Genomic DNA, 24,319 nt, shown 5'->3' on the forward strand with positions numbered 1-24,319 from the left:
AAATCGTTATGCTTTGACGGTTAGGGAGCCTTCCCATTGGGGTGAAGGCAAAATCAAAATACAGCCAGATCATCACCATGATTGATTATGTACTCGTAAAGCACCTCCACATCACCGCCGCAGCCCTCAGTATCCTGCTGTTTACTCTCAGGATCGGGCTGGAATTCAGCCACAACACAGGCTGGCGCAACGGCCCCCTGCGCTGGGTACCACACCTCAATGACACCCTGCTGTTATCTGCGGCGGTCGGACTGGTAATCCTGGGCAGCTGGAACCCCGGCACCTCGCACTGGCTGGCCGTAAAAGTGGCCCTGGTATTTGGCTATATCATTGCCGGCGTCTTTGCCCTGCGCCCCAGTTTTTCCAAGCCGATCAGGATAACGGCCTGTGTACTTGCGTTCCTGCAAGTTATCGCTATTTTTTATCTGGCCCTACACAAACCCAGCTTTTGACATCCCCTCCCCCGCCCTAAAGGGCGGGGGTTCCTACCGCTAGACGGCGACGCCCCGCCGCGCTTAGATCGCGCGTTTCAATCCCAACCTCAACCCCAAACATCGCGCTCAATGCCTTTTATAGTGTATTTACTCGCATCAAACACCGGCTCACGCACCCCAGAAGACAGCTGGTTTTCGTAATCCGCCAGCACTTTAAAAGCGACACCCGACAACAGGATAATAGCTAACAGGTTCGCCGATGCCATAACCCCCATAGAGACATCTGCCATGCTCCATAGCAGAGCAAAATTTTCAACGCTACCAGTATCGGCGACCCAGGCCCCAAAAAGGACAAACATTAAAAATAATATTCGATAGCATAAAATCGATAAGCGAGTGTGGTACAAATAATAAATATTGGTTTCGCCGTAATAATAATTCCCAATAATTGAAGTAAACGCAAAAAATATCAGTGAAATCGCGATAAAACTACTACCCCAAGCCCCCACCTCACTAGCCAGAGCATCCTGGACTAGCTCAACGCCTTCCATATTCCCCTCCATAAAAATATCGGCCACCAATATAATGGCGGCTGTGGAAGTACAGATAATAATGGTATCGAGAAATACCGAGGCCATTTGAACATACCCCTGCACCAGCGGATGCTTTACATCGGCAACCGCAGCCACATTGGGTGAAGAGCCCAGTCCCGCCTCATTAGAGAAAAGTCCACGCCTAATGCCATTCGCTACAACTGCACCAAAAGCCCCAGCACCCACCTCCTGAAAACCAAAGGCGCTCGCCAGTATCTCCTCTAGCACACGCGGCAACTCAGTAATATTGGTCAACAAAACGTAAAAGGCGACCAATAGATAGCCGATCGCCATAACCGGAACCACGATACCCGCGAAACGGGCAATGGAGCGAATCCCCCCAAAGACAATCACGCCGGCAACCAGCGCCACAATAAAACCAACCCAAAGTGGGCTGATGCCCCAGGCGCTATTTAGCGCAACCGCCATAGTATTTGACTGTACGGCATTAAAGGTAAAGCCATAACAAATCATCAGGAATATCGAAAAGACCAGGGATAACCACTTCCACTGACGCCCCAGCCCCTTCTCGATATAATAGGCCGGCCCCCCGCGAAATGTACCAGGGGCATCGCCGCGCTCCTTGTAGATTTGCGCCAGGGTATTTTCTACCAGACTGGTCGCCATCCCCAGCAGAGCCACCAGCCACATCCAAAACACCGCCCCGGCTCCACCGGCTGTTATGGCCACCGCCACACCGGCAATATTTCCAGTACCGATCCTTGCCGCAGCACTGGTGGCAAATGCCTGGAAGGCAGTCACCGAGTTTTCATTCTCCTTGTGAACACCACGGACCATCACGCCGACCATATGGCCAAAGTGGCGAAACTGTATAAAGCGGCTACGAATAGAAAAGTAGAGCCCCGCCGGCAGCAACCCCAAAATCAGGATACCAAGCCACCAGATTCCCCCGATTCCCCCCCACACGAGCGAATCGGCCCACTCAATCAAGGTAATGAGGAAATCTAAAAGCCCTTGCATTGCTCACTCCAAATGGCGGCTTATCCTTATAAACACGGCTGGTTGGTTGATTGGTAGTAAGACTAGCAGACCTTTCTCAGATGCATTTAAAGCTGACAATAGGTCTTTCATCCTATATCAGGATCGATAGCGTTGACGCTGTAATAGCACCAGCGTTGAGGAGTCTCGGATAAATACGAATATCTCTATAACTATTGAAGGCTGTAGATGCCAAGCACAATGCGCCGTGAACGGCCTCAAGCTCGAATAGGGGAGCTATGAGAAAATACTAGTGTACTGTATTAAATAGACTTCTAATTTGAGAGTGCTTGGCGCGCACGCTCCACCTTCACTAAAATCCCTTCGGCAGATTTCGCCCACACAAGAGGTTTCTTGGCCTCACCATATATTTCAATAAATTGCACGATAGTCGTTTCCAACTCCTTAACTGAGGTGAATACCCCTCGGCGCAACTGCTTCTCTGTGAGTAACCGAAAAAATATTTCCATCAGATTCAGCCAAGATGAACCGATCGGAATAAAGTGAAAATGAACTCGTTTGCTTCTCTTAATCCAGCACTTCCTAGTGGTGCCTGTCTTAAGCCCTTTGCAAGACTGTAACGCGACAACGGTGCCTTTCAAGATCCGGCCTACAGAGCAACTCACTCCCTGTATTGCGAGCTCTTGAAAAATTTAGACACTCCTGCAACGCCGCACCCTAATTGCAACTTACTCTAAAAACCAAAGACATTACAAAATTACTCAGAGGCCCCAGAAAATAAAGCTTGGGGAAACTCAAGCCATTCCAATAAAAAAATCAAACAATAGCTCGGCCCCACCCCCCGGCGCCCCTATAAAGACAGCACTATCTTTAACAAAAAATCTCCCGCGCCCGATCCGGGGATACCACTTTGCGGCCGCACTCCTCCGCCATCCCCGCCAACGCTTCAATCAACTGGCCATTGCCTGAAGCGCGTGCGCCGCTGGGCAAATAGAAGGTATCTTCAACCCCACTGCGCAAATGCCCTCCCAGCTCCGCCGTTTTACGATGCACCGGCCAGATCTCCTCACGACCAATCACCGTACTCTGCCACAAGCTACCGGGCTTCATATATTTGGGGATAATTTCCAGTAACTCGGGATCGGCAGGCATACCTGAGGCCACGCCCATCACCAGGTTGTAGTTGGGCCTATCCACCATCCCTACATCTGCATACATTCCCACCGAGCGGACAATACCGATATCAAAGCACTCAAACTCCGGGCGGGTGCCCGTCTCCCGGCACACCGCCAGCAGCTCTTCCACTTTGTCGACCGGATTATCAAAGACCATTGGCGGCCAGGCCCAGGTGCCGTTAGAGCGGGCTTTCAAATAATTCAGGCTGCCGGCATTGCAGGCGGCAATTTCCGGCCTACCCGCGCGCACACAACTCAACGGCCCCTCCTGATCCCGCCCGATAGTGCCCGTGGAAAAATTTAAAATAACCCCGGGGCACTTATCGCGAATTGCATCGGCAATCTCTAACGCCACTTGCGGGTCCCAGGTGGGCAAATGGCCCCTATTCTCCTCTTGGGCGCGAAAGTGAACATGCATAACCGAAGCCCCAGCGTCATAGGCTTCGCGGGCCGAGCCTGCCATTTCCCTGGGGGTCACAGGCACCGGGTGCTGCTGGGGATTGGTAAGCACACCGGTCAGGGCGCAGGTAATCACTACTTCATCGGACATCGCTGGCTCTCCTAAATTATCTTTGTTAAGGCCGCTGTTTACAGGGCTATCCAGCGTGCTCCCACAGCTCCGGTAGAGTCCGCTGGCGATAAAACACCAGAGAAAATAGGGGGGCCGCTTCTGGATAGTACATCGACAAAATACAGCACCAAGCGCTTGCTTGGTTTCATCAGACTACCACAGGGCCCCCACCTTAGAAAGGCGCCTTGTTTCCGCAGATTCATCTCGGCAGAATGCGGAAAACCCAATAAGGAAGTAAGTACCTCATGAGCGAGACGATCACTCCAACCACCGCCCCCTACGGCAGCTGGAAATCTGCGATCAGTGCAGATCTCCTGGTCGAGGGCAGCGTTCGCCTGGCAGAAGCCAGCTTGGTCGATGGGCGCTATTACTGGCTGGAATCGCGCCCCTCTGAAAAGGGAAGAAATGTACTGGTGCAATACTGCCCGCAAAATGGGCGCAGAGACCTCACCCCCGCCCCCATCGCTGTGCGCAGTAAAGCTCATGAATACGGTGGTGGCAGCTGCCTGGTGCACGCGGATAGCGTCTATTTTGTGTTGGCAGAAGATCAGCGTATCTACCGCATGAAACTCGACAGTGCGATCCCTGAGGCAATCACAGCGGAAAAGAACTCCCGCTACGCCGACCTGATCATCGATCCCCTGCGCAATCGTCTTATTTGTGTCGAAGAGGACGCCAGTGAAGATACGCAGGGAGAGGAACCTCGGGCCCGTATTATCGCGATAGACTTAGACGACCCACTGGCCCAGCCCGCCAAAACCCTACAGGAAGGGGCCGACTTTTATTCAAACCCAAGCTTGAATCCGGCCGGCGATCAGCTGGCGTTCCTGCGCTGGCACCACCCCAACCTCCCCTGGGACGCCACAGAACTTTGTATTGCCAAACTCAATCCACAGGGGGATGCCGAAGAAATCACTCAGGTTGCCGGCGGCGAAAACGAGTCGATCTTCCAACCCCAGTGGTCTCCCCTGGGCGAACTCTGCTACGTCTCCGATCGCAACAACTGGTGGAATCTGTACAAACTGGGGCAAGACGAGCCACTGTGGAAAAAGGAGGCAGAATTCGCCACGCCGCAGTGGGTGTTTGGCATGTCCACTTACGGCTTTATCAGCGCCAAAGATATTCTCTGCACCTATACCCAAAACGGTTGCTGGCACCTCGGTATGGTGAACATGCAAAGCGGGGAACATAAAACCCTCTCCCAACCCTATTGCGATATCGAGAGCCTGCACTGTGAAAATGGCCGCGCAGTAATGATCGCCGCCGGCGCAGAGAGCTTTCCCGCCGTCACCGCCTTTGACCTCAGCAGCGGCACAACAGAACAAATTGCCAGCAGCAACAGCCGCTCACTGCCGGCCGAGCTGTTTTCTGTTGCGCAGGCGGTTACCTTTACTGCGGGCGAGCGCAGTGTACACGGCTTTTACTATCCGCCCCACAACCCCAGCTTCAAGGCGCCCGCTGGCGACAAGCCACCGCTTATTGTTTTTAGCCACGGCGGCCCCACCGGCGCTACCTCGGCGGGTCTCAACCTGAAGGTTCAATACTGGACCAGCCGGGGCTTCGCCATCCTGGATGTCAACTACTCCGGCAGCACTGGCTATGGCCGCGAATACCGCGATCGCCTGGCGAATAAATGGGGCATCTACGATGTTGAGGATGTCTGCGCTGGCGCCGAGTACCTGGTTGAAGGCGGTCTCGCCGACCCCGATCGATTACTGATTAAAGGCGGTAGCGCCGGCGGCTACACCGTTTTGGCGGCGCTGACTTATCACAACACCTTCAAGGCCGGTGCCAGCCACTATGGTATCGGGGAGTTGAGCAGCCTCGCTAAAGACACCCACAAATTCGAGTCCCGCTATCTGGACAAGCTGGTAGGTCCCTGGCCCTCTGCGGAAAAAATCTACCATCAGCGCTCTCCCATCAACGATGTGGAAAAATTGAGCTGCCCGGTAATTTTTTTCCAGGGCATGGAAGACAAGGTTGTCCCCCCCAATCAAGCTGAAACTATGGTTGCAGCCCTGCGCAAGCGCGGAATTCCCGTATCCTATATTACCTTTGCCAGCGAAGGGCACGGCTTCCGCAGTGGCGATAGCATTAAATTGGCTCTGGAGGGGGAGCTGGAATTTTATAGCCGTATATTTAATTTTCCGCTCGCTGAGCCCGGGCCGGGCATTACTATCGAAAACCTATAATCAAGCCGTTTATAAAGAGTTTAAGTAAGTATGGGAAGATGGAGACCGCCGCGCCCGCGCGGCTCCCGCTACATTACCGCTGAGGGCGCGCAACGTATGCGCGCCGAAGTTAAACATCTCTGGGAGGAGGAGCGCCCCCGGGTAACCCAAGCGGTCAGTGACGCCGCCAAACTGGGGGACCGCTCGGAAAATGCCGACTATATCTACGGTAAAAAAAGGCTGCGGGAAATCGACAGCCGTGTACGCTTTCTCACCAAGCGCCTGGAAGAGATTACCGTGGTAGATCGGATACCCGACGACAAGGACAAGGTGTTTTTTGGCGCCTGGGTAACGCTTGAAGACGATGAGGGGGAGAGTGTTTGCTATCGTATCGTCGGCCCCGATGAGTTCGAGGTAAAAGCAGGCCTGATCTCGATGGATTCCCCCGTTGCCCGCGCACTGCTGGGACGCAAACTCGACGATGAGGTGGATATCCGCCAGGGGGAAAAGTGGCAGACTTTTTATATTACTGACATTCGTTACGAGGAGCGGTAATAAACTTTAGATCTGTAAAGTCAGACATCTCTTACCGCCAGGTGAAACTATCACCCCCTCCCCCCAAGCGACCTCCAGTACGGCTTTTTCTTTTTCAAGAAAAGCATTTGCTGGAGGTGGCCGTTAAAGCCTGCATAAACCTAGCCCTGTGGCGCAGGCTTTTTACGCTACACCGCAAAATATCGACTCTCTCCCCCTTCCCCCAAAGACAGCCCGGCCTCCAGGCCGGCAGAACTGGTTGACAGAGTCAACCAGTATCAATAAAGTTGACACTATCAACCAGTTAGCATGGCGCCATGAACGACATCGCAATCAATGAATCCCTCCACCAGCTTATCCACGCCTACAAACGGCGCCTGCGAGCGGGTATGCAGGCGCAGCAGATTGGCCTACCGGTAAGCCATATTCGGGTGCTTAAAGGGGTGTACAAGTTTCCAATGAGCACGGCCCGCTCAATTGCCCAGCGGATGCAGCTGGATAAAGGTCAAATTACACGAATCCTCAATGAGCTGGTGCACTCCGGGCTGGTCGAAAAGAGCGATAACCCAGATGACCGGCGCAGCCAGTTTTTAACACTCACTACAGACGGAATAAGCACACTGGAAACAGTGAGCAGGCAGGAAGCCGAAGTCGCCAGGCTAATGACCCGCAACTTGAGCACCGAAGAGCTCGAAAACTTCGCCCGTATTGCCCGTGTAATGGTCGCCAATATGACCGAGCACGCCACCCCTGACGAAAGGAGCTAAGCCCTATGGCCGAAAAAGTTACCAGAGAATTAGTCGTTATTCGCAGGACGCAAATTACAGACAATATGCTGCGCATTACCTTGGGCGGCGATGATTTAAAAACACTCGCCCCCCAGCAGGAAAGTGCCTACGTTAAACTCCTACTGCCACAGGCTGACAATGAGCGTCCGCTTTTGCGCAGCTATACCATCAGGTATCAGCGGGATACTGAAATTGATATCGATTTCGCCCTACACGAACATCAAGGGCCCGCTTTAAGCTGGGCACTCAATGCACAGCCCGGCGATAAAATCCAAACCCGTGGCCCCGGCCCCAAAAAATTACTCCACCCCGAAGCAGACTGGTTTTTACTGCTGGGGGATATGACCGCACTCCCCGCTATCAGCGTAAATCTTGCCGAACTGCCCCGTGATGCAAAGGGTTATGCACTGATAGAAGTCACCAGTGAAGCCGATATTCAGGAACTGCAGCACCCGGAAAACCTACAGATTCACTGGGTAGTCAATCCGCTTCCCTCCGGAGAGCGCCTGCTAGAAAAACTGCGTTCGCTCCCCTGGCTGGAAGGGCAGGCGTCTGTGTGGAGCGCCTGTGAGTTCGACAGTATGCGCACCCTGCGACAATTTTTTAAGCGGGAAAAGGCCATCCCCAAAACCCATATTTATATATCCAGTTACTGGAAATTAGGGCAAACTGACGAAGGTCATAAACTGGCCAAACGCCTGGACAACGAGCAGCTGGCAGAATAAAGAGCGCCCTCGGATCACTGGCAACAGACCGCCACGCTATTGCCAGCGACCACTACTCAGCTGAAACGGGGCTCTCCAACCGATACCAATCATTGGATAAATAGCCCCGCGCATCGGGTTTAGAGACCTGCCGGACGATTGCCGGCGAGTCCTGGCTACAGTGCCACTCATACACAGAAGCTCGACCAGTCACCACCGCAGGAATCATCTCAGAATCCGGATTATCCTTGCAGAAGGAGATCATAGCGCTACTCGGCTGCCGACTTGTATTGGCCTTTTCTGCACAGGGAAGGTTAGCCCCATAAAACAGGCACATACCTCTCCCCCCATACAGCGCCACCCAGTCTTCCAGGGCCCCTGCACTGAGACTGGCCGTCTTGCGAATCCCATCGACAATCTCTTGGGGCATCGCCGAGTCGGCAAAGTTATTGACGGGGTTGTCATCATCCACAACTGCCGCACAGCAAACAAAAGGGTTGCTGGATAAGCTGCCCTCTGAAACCTCAGCGAACGCCGCACTTGTCGAACTGACACCGACCCATAACAGTGCAAAAAGCAAACCGTCTTTTCCTCGCCCCAATAGCGGAGTTTCTCAGCCCGCAGAGCGAATAAATAGCAACTATAATTATCTGGTCAACTTGCAACCTGACCGGGAAAGCTCCAATAAAGACCGTATTTTTTACAAGGAGTAATCTGTTGATTAATAACATCCTCTCTTACAGAAAAAAAGCTCCCCCTCCAGAACTCCCCCAATGGATTAGTTGCCACGAGCGCCTACCGGGAAAATATGAAGCAACCAAGCGTGGCTATGTGCGCGTCATCTGGAAATCCACACCGTCGATCGATGGCAATCTGGATTCGGCCTGGGAAGTGGGAATCGACCACTACGAAAATGCCCACACCTACCTGGGCTGGATGCCGATCCACTATGGCTGCCGCATACCTCCAGACACCTCGTTACAAGGGTGAAATTATTCAGCGGATCAAAGCAGAAAGTAGACGTTAAATAAGGTCTGCTACAGCGCGGCAATCCGTTTTTGCGCCTCTATAGAGCAAGCCCGGCAGCACTTATGCCCAGGCGCAAAGGCCTTATTGATTCAGTTTTGACAGGCCTTTGGTACTGTCACCGCCGAGCGCCGGCTCCAGGTAGAGGAACTTCCATAAATTTTAGCGAAACAATCGACCTCGATACCCCCATCACTGAAGCCGATCTGGAATTTATTGATGATGTAATGCACGAGTATGGTAGTAACGGCTCGGTACTGGATATTTGCGAGCTGGATGCTCCCCTGACCGCCCGGGTGTCGGGCCCGGAGATGGTTCCCCCCAGCAGCTGCTCCTGGTGACGCGCATCCAGCGCTTGTTTCTTGATCTATTCTCAAATCATCGGTTTATCGAGCCCCGCTATACTCACTCAGTGACCCAAACTACAAAATATTTCCCGGTGAAATTTCTCCATACATACTGATATCTGCAAAATATCTGCATCTCGGACTTAGTTTTCAAAAACACAACCGCATTGGGATATTCTGAACGTCGCTGGAAGTCGTTAACAACCTATGAAGAGACTCCCGCATCGATTTCCCCACTCTCTACCCCAAAGTGCCATTTATAATTTTTTTAATTAGCAGGGGTAACTCACAGAGCCTTTTTAGAGCAAAAATTGTCTTACTACTTGCATGCGTATAGAGCCGGGATACAAACTATTATCATCAGCCCCTTGAGCCCCTATCAGGCACATCAATTGCTATACCGTGCTGGCAACTCTTGCATGTTACGCCCCACAGTAAAATCATGCTGTATGTTAAAGAGAGGGGCAAAATCTCTGTATGCTAACTGCCGAGATAGAACTTACCGCCCTTAGGAAATTTCACCTCACCTCAAAATCCGCAGGAGCGGATCGCGTTAAATATTTACCTCCAGAGAAAGTACGCTGCGTAAATTCCCAGTCGGGCCACGGTGTAATCTAGACAGGTCTTTCCTTCAGCCAAAGCCACGAGGCTCGCTATGGACGCCAGGGGCAAATGACATCCACAAAAATGTGATAGCGATCACTGGATAAGCGAACCTGCAATTTTAGTGCTAAAGGGTAGCGATTCAGCACAGGGGCGTATTATCCCCCCCCTGATTAAGGCACTGCGCCAATGTGTTGATATCATTTTGTACAAACTCGGCCATATCGCCGAACATAACCACAGTGGGCGCTTTTATCGCTTGATGAATTAAGTGATGCCCCAGTGGGAAAATACGAAAAACGAGCTGGATACTATGGCGAATTTGACTCTGGATGATACCCTGCCTGTTTCAGCAACCAATCGATAAGCTTTGATAAGCTGTCTACGGATAAACCGCTGCCATATTACGGAAAGTCGACATGCAAAAATCACCCTGGGTTGAAGACGCTATCACCAAGGCGGATGCACGCTGGCAAGCATCTAAATCCACTATTGAAGGAAAAGTATTCAGTGATGTACAGGACAGTCAGGGGCGGCAATATGTCGATGTTGTGATGGAGGGCGGCGGTATGCTGGGTATCGCCCTGGTGGGATATACCTACATACTGGAAAAGGCGGGCATTCGCTTCCGCAAAATAGCCGGAACTTCGGCCGGTGCCATCAACGCCCTATTTCTCGCCGCCGCCGGCACCCCCAGCGCCAGCAAGAGCGAAAGACTCCTGGATATCCTCGCCGGTGCCAACTTTGCCAGTTTTGAAGACGGTGAGCGCTATGCGCGAAAAACCGTGCAACGGCTGCTCAAAGGCAGAGGCCTGCTCGGCAGTGTAGCTTTACACCCCCTGGATTCCATGCGCACCTTGCGACACCTACTCAAGCACAAGGGGTTAAATCCGGGAGACACCTTTACCCAGTGGCTGCAACAAGAACTGAAGCAGCTGGGCATCACCAACACCGCACAACTCAATCAGAGAGTTAACCAGTTCCCGCCGCTCCTGCACCGTGGCAAGCCGGACAACCAGATTGGTTACGGCGAAGTTGCCCTGGTTGCAGCGGATATCACCACGGAGACCCGCGCGGTATTTCCGGCCAAGGCGCCACTGTATTTCGACAATCCAAACGCGGTAAACCCCGCTGAATTTGTCCGCGCCTCTATGTCGGTGCCCGGTTTTTTTAAACCTTACGTGGTAAAGGACATTCCCCAGCTCAGTGAGAACAACGCTGTCGCCGAGAACTGGCGCAGCATTAAGGGCATCGGCGATCCCAAGCGCTTCTTTCGCAACGGTTTCCCCAGGGATATTGAATTTGTCGACGGGGGCCTTGTTTCCAACTTCCCCTTTGACATCTTCCACAAATCCGTAGGCACCCCGAAGTTGCCGACTTTTGGCATTAAATTGGAAGTAGACCTGTACCAGCCCAAGTCCGATAAGGTGGGCAGGTTTACCATGGGGCTGGTCAGCACCTGCCGCAATATGCTCGACAACCATGTACGCGCCAGTCTCAATGCGGAGTACCACGCGCTGGTTAAGGAGATCCCAATAAAGTCCACCGCAACGGGAGAGGCCCCCCACTGGCTGGATTTTTCCATGCCCGATCACCACTGCGAACACCTGTTCCTATCCGGCGTCAATGCGGCTATCGAGTTTTTGAGCCAGGAGTTTCACTGGGAGGATTATTTGGTACTGCGTCAACCCGACGCCTTTTATGCCGGCGAAAAACTGGCTTAACAACAGCCCGGCGCCATAGTCGCACCGGGCCTTGTATTGCCGTTGCCTTAGAAAGAGCGACGGCGGTAAGAGCGGTAATCCGCGCGCCAGAAGTTACGCTCTAGCAAACGCTCCAACTGCTCACCACTTACCTTGGGGGCAACACCATCCAGCTGCGCCTGGGCGGCAACTGCCCTGGCGATATGCAAGCTTACTTCGCGGATATCATTGAGGTGCGGCAACAGAGCACCCTCGCCCTCTTTTACCACTGGCGCCTGCTCAGCCAAAGCATTCGATGCCGCCATCAACATACCATCGGTCACCTTGGAGGCACCGGAGGCAATCACACCGAGGCCAATACCCGGGAAAATATAGACATTGTTACACTGCGCTACCGCGTAGTGGTGGCCATTCAGCTCCACCGCTGCGAAGGGGCTGCCAGTGGCCACCAGGGCCTCGCCTCGGGTCCAGCTGAATATTTCTGCGGGGGTCGCCTCTGCACGGGAAGTGGGGTTGGACAGCGGCATCACCAAGGGGCGGCGGTGCCCTTTGTGCAGCGCTTCGATCACCGGCTGGGTAAACAAGCCCCCCTGCCCGGATACACCGATCAGAATACTCGGCCCCACATTGCCGATCAGCGTCTCAAGATCCCAATCGGAAACCCCTTCGTACTTGCTCGGGTCCTGGGCCAGGGCCGCCTGGAAATCGTGCAGGCCTTTCATATCGGCAGTCACGAGCCCGTAACGATCGAACATAAAGATCTGCGCGCGCGCCTCCGCATCGGCAAGGCCAGCCTGTACTTTCGCACTGACGATTTGCTCGGCAATACCGCAGCCCGCTGAACCGGCCCCCACAATCACCACTCTCTGCGCGGTGATGGTTTCCTGCCAGGTTTTACAGGCCGCCAGGATAGTGCCCAGGGCCACAGAGGCGGTGCCCTGAATATCATCGTTAAAACAGCACAGCTGGTTCCGGTAGCGTTGCAACAGCGGCATGGCATTGGTTTGCGCAAAGTCCTCAAACTGTACCAGCACCTTGGGCCAGCGCCGTTTTACCGCTTCAATAAACTGCTCCAGGAACTCATCGTACTCCTCCTGGGAGATGCGCTCGTGGCGCCAGCCCATATACATAGGATCGCTTAGCAGTGTGCGGTTATTCGTCCCCACATCCAGCGTCACCGGCAGGGTGTAGGCCGGGCTGATGCCTCCGCAGGCCGTATACAGGGAGAGCTTGCCAATAGGGATACCCATACCGCCGATGCCCTGATCCCCCAGTCCGAGAATCCGCTCACCGTCGGTCACCACGATCACTTTAACGTTCTCTTTCGTAGCGCTGCGCAGAATATCGTCAATATGATCCCGGTCGGGATAGGAGATAAACAGTCCTCGGTGATTGCGATAAATACTGGAGAACTCTTCACAGGCTGCACCCACCGTAGGGGTGTAGATAATCGGCAGCATCTCCTCGATATGGTGCTCAATTAAGTAGAAAAACAACGTCTCGTTGTCGTCCTGAATTCCCCTGAGATAAATATGTTTTTCCAGGCCGGTCTTACACTGCTGATATTGGTGGTAAGCGCGCCTGGCCTGCTCCTCAATCGTCTCAACCGTATTTGGCAAAAGGCCGGCCAAATTAAATTCGAGACGCTCTTTTAAGCTAAATGCACTGCCTTTGTTGAGCAGTGGCATTTCCAGTAGGGAGGGACCTGCATGGGGAATGTACAGTGGACGCTTTTCTTTGTTACTCATATGCCTGCTTTTGCCTATCGCTCGAAGCGATGATTATTGCGTAGCTATCTTTCAATGTGACTGAATCAGTCAAACTTGTTCTTGAGGTTGCATAGATGTGCCAACTCAACTGGGGCCGGAAGCCTATCTATTGTACCTATAGATAACAAGGCCCCCGGTGCGAGCCAATTTTCGATTTAATCGGGCCGCCCAACTAGGCTAGCTGTAATTTAGCTTTCCCTTGTTGCGATTTTTTTTAAGCTAAAGCGCGGCCGCTTCACGGCGAGAATATAGTGCCGCCATCCATACACTCAGCAGAATTAAGGGGCCCAAATCAAGAAGCAAGAACGACAAGTAGAAGAAGCAAAAGCCACTCAGTGCGCGCTGCTTGCGATCTTAACGGAGCGGGAGACCCGCCAGAATTGTGATAAACCCACTGCCAGCGATGTCTATTTTGGCGATATACCTGACCATAGTGGCCGGACTGCCACTGCGAGATAACCAAGAGGGTTTCTTTCTTGCCGATAACACCGATAGAGGCAAGCCTGGAAGCACTGTCACCCTGACAGTGGATTGCCCCCCCCCTAGATTGCCAACCCAACCAGCCTTATCGCCAATATTGGCTGACAGATTACTCAGACGGCACCGGGGGGATCAGCTCAATCCCAGATAGCATCCAGCCCCCTTTAATAGCGAGGCTCCCTAAAGCTCTGTAGCTGCAACCTGATAGATATAGCCGGCGGCTGGCAGCCCCGGGAATAGAGGTAATATAAGGTTGAAATCCAGCCCCACTGATCCCCTTGCCCACAGCGCCTGAATCAAATCAGTCCGTGTCAAAAAACACGTTGGGGGGGCATGGGGACATGGGGAGCGCGGGTATCGATTCGCCCTATGACGATTTGATCGCAATAGCGATCTGAATTTCATTGCCGCCGACATACTGTTCAAAATCGGTGGTGAATGCGCGCTGATGGGGACAGTGCTCCGCAGCAAAATACTCCCAGACTTTGCCCCACAAATCGATCGCAACTTGGGGCATATCCCCTTTAGCGGAAAATATTAAGTATTGACCAGACTGTATTTGAATGGGCTTAAACGCCTCAGACATATCTTCAGACAAACTATCAGAACAGGCATAGACATCAAAAAAGCCGCTATGATCCGATTCATAATTGGCGTAAACCCCAAATACCTTTGGATTACCTCTCAACTTCGGTGCAGCCTCCGCGCCAAACCGATCCCACAGTGGCGCTATTCTTGCCTTATCCGGATCGGCCTCATTGGTATTCTTAGTGCGGGTGCAAAGGCCCACCAAATCCAAGCGCTCTAATTCTCTGACATCCATATTTACCGACCATTTATATAATTATTTGCAGGGAGCCGAATACTATAACAACTCCCGAGAAGCTGGCCAGGCGTCTACACGCACAAGCACATACAGGCACTCACTCAAACAGCGCCCAAGGGCTTCTGCCTGGCCTCTGAGGGCGGGTATCCATACATCGATTTATACCGCTGGGTAAAATAGGATTGACTGGAAAAGCCGCTATCCAGCGCTATATCCACCAGGCGCTTGTGGGTAGTTCTCAACTGAATATCAGCGTGCTGCAGCCTCCGCTCATTGATCCAGGCTTTTGGCGATTCCGCTTTAAATACTCGGCTAAACCTGTTTTTAAATGACGTCAGGCTCATACCTATCTGCTTGGCATAGTCTGCCACAGACCAGTGCTGAGTCACATTTGCCTCCATAAATCGGCGAAAGCGCTCATTGGCCGGATTGATTTGGCGAAGCAGTTCTTCAGCCAGGCGACAACCACACCCGCCCTTCAGCTTTAAAAGAAGTAACTCCTCCAGCTTTAAGCTATTCAGGCTGTCATCGTTTAACTCGCTAAAGGCATCCAGTGAATCCAGAGTAAGACGTGTCAAATCACACTCCGGAAAAATAAAGGGGGCGCTATTGTGTGAGGCCTCTACACGGGGTAAAGCCGCCTGGGTATTTTTTGCCCTTATCAATACTTGACTATGCCGCTCGTAAAACCGGGTCAGCATGGCTGAACCTATACTGGCACAGATAATCAGCAGTTCCCTGCCAGAAAACAGATTACTCACTTCAAGACCATCGACCGCGCCCGCCAGCCAAACCTGCCCTGAAGCAATATGAAACTCACAGGTGCCGCAATTGATAGCGGCTACGCCGTCAACCACCATAAAAAGGTTAAATTCAGACAGAAGTTCACATGGCGTCACTTCACCCGGCTTAACCCGTATCTTTTGAAACTGAAATAGTTCAGCTGAGTCCTGGCCCGCAAAGGAAGCTTTTTGCCTTAGGGGGCTGTCTAAATTCCTTTGCAAGTCCTTTTGATAGGAGGCAATCATGAGGTTCACCGCTCAAATTTACACCAATATTCCTTTAAGCTTCCATTTGGCACTATTGAGAGGGTGCTTTTCTGGAAGTTTGATCACCGGAAGCTACAAGCGACTCCCGGCTTCAGCTATTAGAAGCCACAACCGTTGAACTGAGCGTTTGAAGCATCATTTGAACAACCAATACCATGAAATTTTTTATAAAAATTTATGGAACAAAAGTGCCAGATTAACCATAAAGAGAGAATATTAAACCGAGCACACCAAGGGGCGGGGATTATATTTGTGAATAATGGCATTCCAGGATATCGCTAGCGCGACTTACCAAGCGCGCAGAGGTCTCTATACGGCCGGCAATACAATCTATCTATTTAGCATTGACTGAAGCCAAACCGCTCACTGATATAGCCTTTACACTTATTTACACAATTAATTTAATTAAGGAGCCTCTGCATACTACCCAGATTGGCAATGCAAGCGACACTCGCTGGCAACCAATTAAAGCTGTCGCCATATGAAAAATCACAGCGATACAATCCTGAAACTCTTCACCGGTAATTTTACGGTAAAAGAACCTAGGGGGCTTTAGCAAGGCTATGAACAACTCACAGTCAAGGCGCGGTTTTGTAGGAAAATAAAAGTCGCCACACCGAGTGTAAATTGCCCTGAAGGCCCCGCAGGGCGGGCCTCGAAGGCCGCAGCTGCCGCATTACCGCTCCTGCAAAAGTACGGCGCCCAATATCTGTAGCCGTATCCCGCAGAGGTATTACAGAGTTATTTGGAGGCTCCTTAGAACAGCACACTCTTACTGTCGCCAATAAAGTAAAAAAGGCCTAAACAAGTTGCCCGGTTAAATACTTTTATTTGAATCATCTATGCAAGTAATACCACTAGATTTCAAGGGTAGCTTCGATCATAAAATAATCAATTTATAAAGCCGATGAACATTTACTTTGTACCAGGTATGATTTTCTCCTAAAATATGACAAAATAACTCACATGGAAACTGCCCTACTCCATCGGGACACATTTTTGCACCAATCAAGTGCTTTGGAGCCAGGCGGAATATTTATTGATAAATAGAGAGAAGATTTACATAAAGCCTATGCCAGTGGATATATTCAAATCCTGCATTCAACTTTGAAGTGCATCAGTTAAATGTCCATATAGCAATTATAAGCTAGTATTTATTAAGATCTTTTCTGCTAGCCATTGAATTTATCAGTATGAGCAATCAGTAGGACGCTTTAAACCTATAAACTCTTAAGCCTTTGAGATTTATGTCAACAAGTTACTCTAAAGAATTAAATCGGCTTGCTCAACTTATGTGGGAGCAAGAAGCGGAATTGGAGCTTAAGCCCAAGGAAGAAAAGGAGTCTCCTCCTGAGCAATCCTCAGTAGACAGCGCCCCCAATGATGTTTTTTGGGGTAAATGGAAAGGGCGATATATCGTGGTAATGCGCTATGTATCGGGCAGAACAGCTTCCAATGTCAAGTTACCCAATATATACGCCGATGAGGCCGCTGCCCGCTCCGCCGCCCTCGATATCATTCGTAAATTTCCAGCAGCTTCTATTCGCTATCTTTCCGCCAAAGAGCTGGCTGTTTACCTCTAGCTGACCTCAAAGCGGCTTTATCCCCAGGTGGCAGCCATTTGGCGCCACCGGCACTAACACCCCTATCAGCGTAAAAGCCCCCGCAGAGCGGACCTGGAAGGCCACAGAGAGATTGTGGAATTACCCAGAGACTCCTTAGTATCTGGAAATAAATTGGCGGACTTCCTCGACAAATACCTGCGAGGCCGGCTCCCGCCCCAAAAGTAAATGCCCGTCACTATTGAGGCCGACAAATCGAGCCCCCGGTATTGCCGAAGCAATTTCACAACCAGTTTGAACTGGAATTCGCTGATCCCCCAGTGAGTGAATCACCAAGGTGGGCACTGTAACCTCTTTAAGCTTTTCCCTCACATCAATGCTGCCGAAAACCGAGAGAAAACGGACAGCATTTTCAGGGGAAGTTGTCAGCCGCTGAAACTCATTAAACCATGCCAGCTCGCTGGCATTTGCACTTGGCATAAATGTCGAAGAAAAAATCTGGCGATAAGCCGGGTTATCCTGCCCCCAGCCCGTCTCTGTCAGAGTCATTACCGCTTCACGCTCTCTAACCGTAGCTTCACTCGCACCGATTCGCCAACCCGCGTGATAGCCGCCAAACAAAATCAGCTGCCTGACTCGGCTGGGGTGCCTTACCGCATACTCAATAGAGACAGCCGCTCCCTGTGATATCCCCAACAGCGTAAAGTTGTCGACCCCGCAGGCATCAACCACAGTCTCCAGATCTGTCACAAACGACTCAAATGAAATATTGTCGACCTCCCAGTCTGAAAGGCCGTTGCCGCGCTCATCGTAGCGAATAAACTGATGATCGACGGAAAGCTCCCGAAATAAAGGGCTCCATATGGGGGAATCCCAATCATGCTCCAGATGACTCAGCCAGTTGGCCGCCTTGACGATCGGAAGCCCCTCCCCCATCTTGGCATAGGCAATGCGCACGCCGTCATCTGCTGTGCAAAATTCAACCTTTTGCTGGGTTAGCAGTTTTCGCCCCCTCGCCCGATCATCAACAACCTCTTGCACCTCTGGCTCCCCCAGCTTGCTGGGTGACCACGCAATACCCGCCTTACGGAAACGATTCGCAAGCCTTGAACGCTCGTGCTCTATTTCACTATCCATCCCCAGTGATGCCATCACCTGCAGTAACTGCGTCGCAGCATTTGGGTTAAAGGGCTCCAACTCTTCCCAGCGGCGAGCCCAAACCAGCTGATCCGGTAGAGAAACCCAGGGGTGGGATGCCAGGCGTGACAATACCTTGCCGCGCAGCTGAACGATTTCCTGGCGCTCCGACAATAGCCACTGCTGGAAAAGCTCCTGGTCGGGGAGGTCGACACCATCGAGGAAAGGCTCTTGCAGTTGTCGGTAGATAGCCTCCAGCTCCGATGCCAGCACCTTGGGGGAATCAAGGGTTAAAGCGATTTGGGCAATATCAATAGCGACATCTTCCGTATCCATACTGACACGCTCTCTGTCGGCTATTAGACGCTCCTTGTCCGAGTCGTTGACTATCGATCGAATTTTGCTCAAAGACCAGCGCAGTGATGCGCGCGGATCATCTGGCAGCTCCCAAAATATTTCACACAGGCGATCCCGCCGGTGGGGCCTCGCCGCCAACAACAGGAAAGCCAAAAGGGCTCGGGTTATTTTAGAGGGCGGTAGATTGACCGGACTGCCATCACGAGTGACTAGAAAATCGCCCAGCATCTGAACTGAAATACCCATGAATGAATTATTTACCCCTGAAAAATAAGATATCTTCTAGGGAGCCTCTGAGTAGTTCTGCGATGCCCCTGGCTTTCAGGGCGGCTCTCAATCAAGGCGCGGCTTCGCGGCGCAGAATGAAGGCACTCTGAGGGCCATAGCTGCTGCATTGCCGCTCTTGCAAGCCGGCGATCTATGCCCGACACCTACAACTCTCAAAGTCCGCAGAGATACTGCGGAATTATTCAGGGGCTCCCTAGCGCCCAAGAAAGATTCCGGCAATCTTCTCAAGGATACCGAATAGCTGCAAACACCATACATTACAGATGTGAAGCACTTGAACAATAGACGCCCTACTTCGCTATAACGGGGCCCAACGCTCAATAACTGGGTGGCAAAGCCAGGGAGTAACAGGTACAGCGCGGCGCCAAGGCGAGACTAAAATTGCAAGATTAGTCAGCAGGAGGGGAATTGCAGCGGGCTGTCTAAAAGGTGGCAGGAGTCACATCCGGGCCTCAGGGCGGCGCAGCTCCACTACCCACCATTCGAAATCGGCCTGAAATTTTATAAGGAAAAACTTATGGCTCATCCGTTAAGCACAAAAGGGGCTGGACCACCGAATCTCTTGCAAATCGGCAGGCCGGCCCCCTCTCAATCAGAATTTGAGAGCTTTAACCGCTCAGCAAAAATCTATTTGAGCAAAATTAACGATCTTTATGCAGAAAAACTTCAAATCCGAGTGCCCGTGAACTCCGGTACAACTTGGTGCTACGGTGAAAACTTTCATACCATTTTCTGAACTGAGCATATTTAAAGAACTTAAACTCGCCTTTATTCGGGTCGAAAAAGTAACTCACCTTATCCGCCGATGGCTCGATACGAAATGCCATTGCGTGGCCCCAGCCAGTTCCCGCCGTTCTCAACATACAGTAAAGCGTACCGGACTGTTTGGAAAAGTAATCCTTAGCTTCAAGACCACCAAAAGAATCTGCAAATTGATCATCCAGTGAAGGATTTTTGTCTCTTAGCACTATGCTATTACCTGTCGTTCCCAAAGAAAGAAAACCTTGAGATGCCAAGTATTTTTTAGTTTCCGCCATCATCTCATAGGATGTACTGAAGCGTCCCTCCGTACCATTTTTATACTTAAATCGATACATGGAAGCAAAACGCTGGGCGACAGTCGCTATCTTTGTCTCATCAATATTGCCACCGGTCGATAGTGCATCTCGAAGACCAGACTGAAGCGCCTTAGTAATCCAACTAACGGACAAAGCCTCACAGATTCCATCCTTCGAATAAGGGTGCTTTTTAGTAACTTTTGAATAACTTCCCTGCTTGAACCCCCAGGTCAGCTGCCCGCCCATACCTGATGCGCCACTGTCACTGTTAAACAAACCCGGCATATTTGTATCCTCACATTACAACCGATCTTCTCGGTATTTTTTATACTATTTGGCCTCAGCACAAATAACACAATTACTTATCTTTGCAAAAGTCCGCCATCAAAATTTTTAAACATCTCACCTAATGGGGCACAGCCCTCTTTGTGTGGGGATGCTTTTTGGTAACTTTCGAATAAGCCGCTTGACTAAACTTCCAGGTTAAAACCCCGCCCATATTAGAGGCACCTACATCAACAGCTGGGAAAATTGGCATTTTGTCATCCTCACATCGCAACCAAAATCTGGCTTTTTACTGCCCGGCACTTATGCAAACAGCGTGTAAATTATTATTTAAAACAATGCCACAAAAAATTTACAGGCCCCGCACTAAGCTAAAAACCACAGCAAATCAATCGCTATAAAAATAAGCGCACCAACCCACTCTTATAAAACTATAAATCTTGAAGGCAAGCTTAGGTTTGGCCACTCATGTAAAAACACTTAATAATATAAACTGTAAACATGCTATATTTTTGCAGATCACAAGTCCACGATAAGTGACCAATGTCACCATCAGGCAAATAAAACATAAAATAATTGCCACTACTCAAAAGCCTACACCCTCGATAACCAGATCTTTTATACACCCCTCCCAAATAGATATTAAATAAACTTCCCAGTACGGAAATCTAATTAAAGTTAAACTAAACTAATAGTTAAGCTTATATTTACAATTGATAAGCCACCATCAACAAACAGGATTCAATCGATAGGCTCTTATTAAGGAGCCTCTGAACAATTCCGTAATACCTCTGCGGGTCTTGAAGGCTACAGATGTTAGGCGCAGTTCGCCGCGAATGGCCCTAGTCCTTTGCAAGAGCTGCAACGCAGCAGCTGTGGCCTTCAAGGCCCGCCCTTCGGGGCTTACAGAGCGATTCACACTCCGCGTTGCGACTTCTTGAAAGGTCTAGACATTCCTGCGAAGCCGCGCCTTGATTGTGAAGCGCTCTGTAAGCCAGAGGCATCACGGAATTGTTCAGAGGCTCCTTAAACCTTGTACGGGGCACGATGGCGCGACCAAAAGACAGGAAAAGATATACCCTCAAGCGCAAAAGAAAGGAATATATACCGACAAAAGCAGCAAGATTAGAACAGTTAAGAGCAGGTTTGGAGCAAATGCCCAGTCTATTAGAAATTCGGTTGAACAATGCACCCTTCAAATATTGGCATATGGAGGCAATATTTGAAGGGCACGGCCCAGGCTTAAGCGTCCTGGCGAACCACTAGAGCGGCAAAGCCAAGCAATACGCTGCCGCTAAAACGTTGAATCCATTTCTGTATCATTCCGCCTACAGAAACCGCTCGCCATTGCGACAGCATAATCGCAACCCCCAAGAACCACAGAAAGATTATGGATGCGTGAATCGAGACCAGCAAGAAAGCTTCATAGTAGCTAGCACTACCTAGCGAGATAAACTGTGGGAAGGCGGCAAGGTAAAACATCGATACTTTCGGGTTCAGAATCTGGGTCAGGAAACCCTCGGCAAAATTTCGGCACGTATCGCCAGGTGCTTTTGCGCTGGGCTGTAATCTATCGGCAGCCCTGTGAGCGGAAGGCCTCGAGAAAGTAGCCACTATCGTTTTTACGCCCAAATAGGCCAAGTAGGCAGCCCCGAGATATTTGATCAGAGTATAAAGCTCAGCCGACTGTAGGATGATCGCCGATAAACCCAGAATTGAGATGGCGCCGTGGGCAAACGTTGCCGAAACTAGTCCCAGAATATTTTCCACTCCCGACCTCAGCCCCTTATCGGCCACCGTTTTAACAATGAGGACACTGTTCGGCCCCGGGGAAATTACTAACAAAAGGGAGACTGCGGCAAATGCAAGAATTTCACTCATAACAATAAACACCTTAAAAAAGCCAGTGGATAGGGGTACATCTAGGGGGTACATCTAGGGGGTACATCTAGGGAGTAACCGAGCCAAAGGCTGACTCGGTCTAGCTCAATACAGGTAGGTTGCGGTGCCAGTAGCAATCAACTCATCCTTGTCGTTGCTCAATTCCATCCTTGTCACAACCAGCTTATTACCGGTGCGCAGAATTGAGCCATGGCAGAGAAAGTGCTCTCCCCTGCCCGGTTTCAGGTAGTCGACACGCATATCGACCGTACCCAGCTTTAACAGACGATCCACTTTTTCTTTCCAGTGGACATCTCCCAGATGCTGGTAGGCGGCGACCATTGCGGTCAAACCACCAACCGTATCCAGGGCGGTGGCGATTACGCCACCGTGCAGGATTTTCTTCCACACATTGCCAATCAGCTGTGGCGTGAGCGTAAAACCGGCTGAGAGCGTGAGCGCCTCCAGGTCCAGGTCGCGCATCTCAAGTCCAATTTGCTGATTGAAAGGGATCTGTTCAAAAAATTCCCTGACTAGTGCCTGAAACTCACTGGGTGAGGGTTCTGTCATAGGCGGGCAACCCGGTTCAGCCCATCCAGTGCGGCGCTGCGGTATGCCTCCGCCATGGTGGGATAGTTAAAAGTCGTGTTAACGAAATAATCGATCGAATTATTCGGTGCCGGCTGCTTCATGATGGCCTGGCCAATATGCACAATCTCGGCAGCCTCGGCGCCAAAGCAGTGAATACCGAGAATCTCATGGGTCTCAATATGGAACAGTATCTTGAGCATCCCCACGCGCTCACCAGAAATTTGCGCTCGCGCAGTGTGCTTGAACAGTGCGCGCCCCACTTCATAGGGCACTTTGGCCGCAGTCAACTCAGACTCGGTTTTACCCACTGAGGAGATTTCTGGAAGGGTATAAATCCCGGTAGGCGCATCCTCAATTACTCGATGGCCACGGCCGGCAATTGCTGCGGCGACGGCGCGCCCCTGGTCATATGAGGCGCTGGCAAGACTGGGCCAGCCAATCACATCGCCCACTGCGTAGATATTTTCCACTTCGGTGCAGTAGTGATCATCGACACTCAGCTGACCGCGGTGATTGGCCTCCAGGCCGACATTATCCAGGCCCAAGCCGCTGGTATTGCCAGTGCGGCCATTACACCAGAGCAGTGCATCCGCATGAATGCGCTTGCCGGATTGCATCTCCATAATGACGCCCTGATCGTTGGGCAGCACCCGCGCGTACTCTTCCTGGTGGCGAACTGTGACCCCCATATCGCGCAGGTGGTAGCTCAGCGCATCGGAAATCTCATCGTCGAGGAATTCCAGCAGGCTATTGCGGGTATTGATCAAATCCACCTTAACGCCGAGGCCGGCAAAGATAGAGGCGTATTCACAGCCAATCACACCGGCGCCATAGATCATAATGGAGTGCGGGGTGTGCTGCATATCCAGGATCATATCGCTGTCGTAAACGCGCTCGTGGTCAAAGTCCACATCGGCGGGGCGGTAGGGACGCGAGCCGGTAGCGATAACAAACTTCTTCGCGGTAACCGTTTCTGCGGCACCATCGGGCATCAACACCTCAACGGTGTGCTCATCGCGGAATTCCGCATCCCCAACGATCAGCTCAACCCGATTGCGAGCGTAAAAAGACGTGTGCATTTCCACCTGATAGGAAATGACTTTATTCACCGTCTGCATTACCTGGGGGAAAGTAAGGCGACGGGGTTCACCCAATGCGCGAAAAACGCTCTGAGTGTTGTAACGCATCAACTGTTTGACAGAGTGGCGCAGTGCCTTGGAGGGGATAGTACCTTTGTGGGTACAGTTACCGCCAACCACTTGGCGCTTTTCAATTACCGCAACACGCATACCTTTTTTTGCGGCGCTCATTGCGGCGGCTTCTCCAGCCGGGCCAGAACCAATTACTACCAGGTCAAACTTTTGCTCTGCCATTAAATGCTCTAATTCTATTTTCCAAACGGAGTCCACAGCGCGCTAACGCCATTT

Annotated in this window: 21 protein-coding genes; 9 read left to right on the forward strand and 12 right to left on the reverse strand. The window is 51.3% G+C overall.

The genetic code is table 11. The features are described from left to right. Positions 1 to 41: 41 nt before the first annotated feature. The gene (locus ACJJIF_RS06415) at positions 42 to 452 is read left to right on the forward strand and encodes a SirB2 family protein (protein ID WP_444931407.1); all 411 of its coding nucleotides are present in this window, start codon (positions 42 to 44) and stop codon (positions 450 to 452) included. A gap of 89 nt (positions 453 to 541) precedes the next feature. On the opposite strand, the gene ACJJIF_RS06420 is transcribed toward ACJJIF_RS06415, so the two are convergent. The 3 genes from ACJJIF_RS06420 to ACJJIF_RS06430 form a co-directional block, all read right to left on the reverse strand. Beyond that, a complete protein-coding gene (locus tag ACJJIF_RS06420) occupies positions 542 to 2,008 on the reverse strand; it encodes an alanine/glycine:cation symporter family protein (RefSeq protein WP_444931408.1) in 1,467 nt (488 codons plus the stop codon). Positions 2,009 to 2,301: 293 nt separating this feature from the next. Next, complete coding sequence (locus ACJJIF_RS06425; protein WP_444931409.1) at positions 2,302 to 2,496, reverse strand: hypothetical protein; 195 nt, start codon at positions 2,494 to 2,496, stop codon at positions 2,302 to 2,304. Between the two features lie 361 nt (positions 2,497 to 2,857). Next, positions 2,858 to 3,712, reverse strand: coding sequence for a beta-keto acid cleavage family enzyme (locus tag ACJJIF_RS06430; protein WP_444931410.1), 855 nt, complete (start codon positions 3,710 to 3,712; stop codon positions 2,858 to 2,860). 266 nt (positions 3,713 to 3,978) lie between these two features. Between ACJJIF_RS06430 and ACJJIF_RS06435 the strand changes: the two genes are divergently transcribed. The 4 genes from ACJJIF_RS06435 (at position 3,979) to ACJJIF_RS06450 (ending at position 7,951) form a co-directional block, all read left to right on the forward strand. After that, a complete protein-coding gene (locus tag ACJJIF_RS06435; protein ID WP_444931411.1) occupies positions 3,979 to 5,925 on the forward strand; it encodes a S9 family peptidase in 1,947 nt (648 codons plus the stop codon). 30 nt (positions 5,926 to 5,955) lie between these two features. Next, positions 5,956 to 6,459 carry a transcription elongation factor GreB gene (gene greB, locus ACJJIF_RS06440; protein WP_444931412.1) on the forward strand — a complete coding sequence of 168 codons (504 nt, stop codon included), beginning with the start codon at positions 5,956 to 5,958 and terminating at the stop codon, positions 6,457 to 6,459. A gap of 296 nt (positions 6,460 to 6,755) precedes the next feature. Then, entirely contained in the window at positions 6,756 to 7,205 is a 450-nt protein-coding gene (locus ACJJIF_RS06445; RefSeq protein ID WP_444931413.1) for a MarR family winged helix-turn-helix transcriptional regulator, read from the forward strand. Positions 7,206 to 7,210: 5 nt separating this feature from the next. Continuing rightward, the gene (locus tag ACJJIF_RS06450) at positions 7,211 to 7,951 is read left to right on the forward strand and encodes a siderophore-interacting protein (protein WP_444931414.1); all 741 of its coding nucleotides are present in this window, start codon (positions 7,211 to 7,213) and stop codon (positions 7,949 to 7,951) included. 52 nt (positions 7,952 to 8,003) lie between these two features. Here ACJJIF_RS06450 and ACJJIF_RS06455 read toward each other — a convergent pair whose 3' ends face one another. Next, the gene (locus ACJJIF_RS06455; protein WP_444931415.1) at positions 8,004 to 8,510 is read right to left on the reverse strand and encodes a hypothetical protein; all 507 of its coding nucleotides are present in this window, start codon (positions 8,508 to 8,510) and stop codon (positions 8,004 to 8,006) included. Between the two features lie 137 nt (positions 8,511 to 8,647). Here ACJJIF_RS06455 and ACJJIF_RS06460 point away from each other — a divergent pair, with 137 nt between their 5' ends. From ACJJIF_RS06460 to ACJJIF_RS06470, 3 genes are all read left to right on the forward strand, one after another. Beyond that, on the forward strand, positions 8,648 to 8,920 hold the full coding sequence (locus ACJJIF_RS06460; RefSeq protein ID WP_444931416.1) for a hypothetical protein: 273 nt from the start codon (positions 8,648 to 8,650) through the stop codon (positions 8,918 to 8,920). A gap of 101 nt (positions 8,921 to 9,021) precedes the next feature. Beyond that, entirely contained in the window at positions 9,022 to 9,297 is a 276-nt protein-coding gene (locus ACJJIF_RS06465; RefSeq protein WP_444931417.1) for a YecA/YgfB family protein, read from the forward strand. Between the two features lie 1,028 nt (positions 9,298 to 10,325). Further along, a complete protein-coding gene (locus ACJJIF_RS06470) occupies positions 10,326 to 11,630 on the forward strand; it encodes a patatin-like phospholipase family protein (protein WP_444931418.1) in 1,305 nt (434 codons plus the stop codon). 47 nt (positions 11,631 to 11,677) lie between these two features. Here the strand turns inward: ACJJIF_RS06470 and ACJJIF_RS06475 are convergent, their stop codons facing one another. The 3 genes from ACJJIF_RS06475 to ACJJIF_RS06485 all read right to left on the reverse strand — a co-directional run bounded on the left by ACJJIF_RS06475 (position 11,678) and on the right by ACJJIF_RS06485 (position 15,712). Continuing rightward, positions 11,678 to 13,357, reverse strand: coding sequence for an NAD-dependent malic enzyme (locus tag ACJJIF_RS06475; protein WP_444931419.1), 1,680 nt, complete (start codon positions 13,355 to 13,357; stop codon positions 11,678 to 11,680). A gap of 868 nt (positions 13,358 to 14,225) precedes the next feature. Further along, a complete protein-coding gene (locus tag ACJJIF_RS06480) occupies positions 14,226 to 14,681 on the reverse strand; it encodes a GyrI-like domain-containing protein (protein WP_444931420.1) in 456 nt (151 codons plus the stop codon). A gap of 104 nt (positions 14,682 to 14,785) precedes the next feature. Continuing rightward, the gene (locus ACJJIF_RS06485; RefSeq protein ID WP_444931421.1) at positions 14,786 to 15,712 is read right to left on the reverse strand and encodes a helix-turn-helix transcriptional regulator; all 927 of its coding nucleotides are present in this window, start codon (positions 15,710 to 15,712) and stop codon (positions 14,786 to 14,788) included. 1,268 nt (positions 15,713 to 16,980) lie between these two features. Between ACJJIF_RS06485 and ACJJIF_RS06490 the strand changes: the two genes are divergently transcribed. Beyond that, complete coding sequence (locus ACJJIF_RS06490) at positions 16,981 to 17,316, forward strand: hypothetical protein (RefSeq protein ID WP_444931422.1); 336 nt, start codon at positions 16,981 to 16,983, stop codon at positions 17,314 to 17,316. Between the two features lie 135 nt (positions 17,317 to 17,451). On the opposite strand, the gene ACJJIF_RS06495 is transcribed toward ACJJIF_RS06490, so the two are convergent. The 5 genes from ACJJIF_RS06495 to sthA all read right to left on the reverse strand — a co-directional run bounded on the left by ACJJIF_RS06495 (position 17,452) and on the right by sthA (position 24,265). Further along, on the reverse strand, positions 17,452 to 19,035 hold the full coding sequence (locus tag ACJJIF_RS06495) for a bifunctional AfsR/SARP family transcriptional regulator/alpha/beta hydrolase (RefSeq protein WP_444931423.1): 1,584 nt from the start codon (positions 19,033 to 19,035) through the stop codon (positions 17,452 to 17,454). 683 nt (positions 19,036 to 19,718) lie between these two features. Beyond that, positions 19,719 to 20,420, reverse strand: coding sequence for a YopT-type cysteine protease domain-containing protein (locus tag ACJJIF_RS06500; RefSeq protein WP_444931424.1), 702 nt, complete (start codon positions 20,418 to 20,420; stop codon positions 19,719 to 19,721). 1,242 nt (positions 20,421 to 21,662) lie between these two features. Further along, complete coding sequence (locus ACJJIF_RS06505) at positions 21,663 to 22,313, reverse strand: LysE family translocator (RefSeq protein ID WP_444931425.1); 651 nt, start codon at positions 22,311 to 22,313, stop codon at positions 21,663 to 21,665. 93 nt (positions 22,314 to 22,406) lie between these two features. Beyond that, entirely contained in the window at positions 22,407 to 22,871 is a 465-nt protein-coding gene (locus tag ACJJIF_RS06510) for a thioesterase family protein (RefSeq protein WP_444931426.1), read from the reverse strand. Beyond that, positions 22,868 to 24,265, reverse strand: a complete 1,398-nt coding sequence (gene sthA, locus ACJJIF_RS06515) for a Si-specific NAD(P)(+) transhydrogenase (protein ID WP_444931427.1) — start codon at positions 24,263 to 24,265, stop codon at positions 22,868 to 22,870. The genes ACJJIF_RS06510 and sthA overlap by 4 nt, the downstream gene beginning before the upstream one ends. Positions 24,266 to 24,319 lie beyond the last annotated feature (54 nt).

This window comes from Microbulbifer regidiadema (SeqCode), from assembly GCF_052467605.1.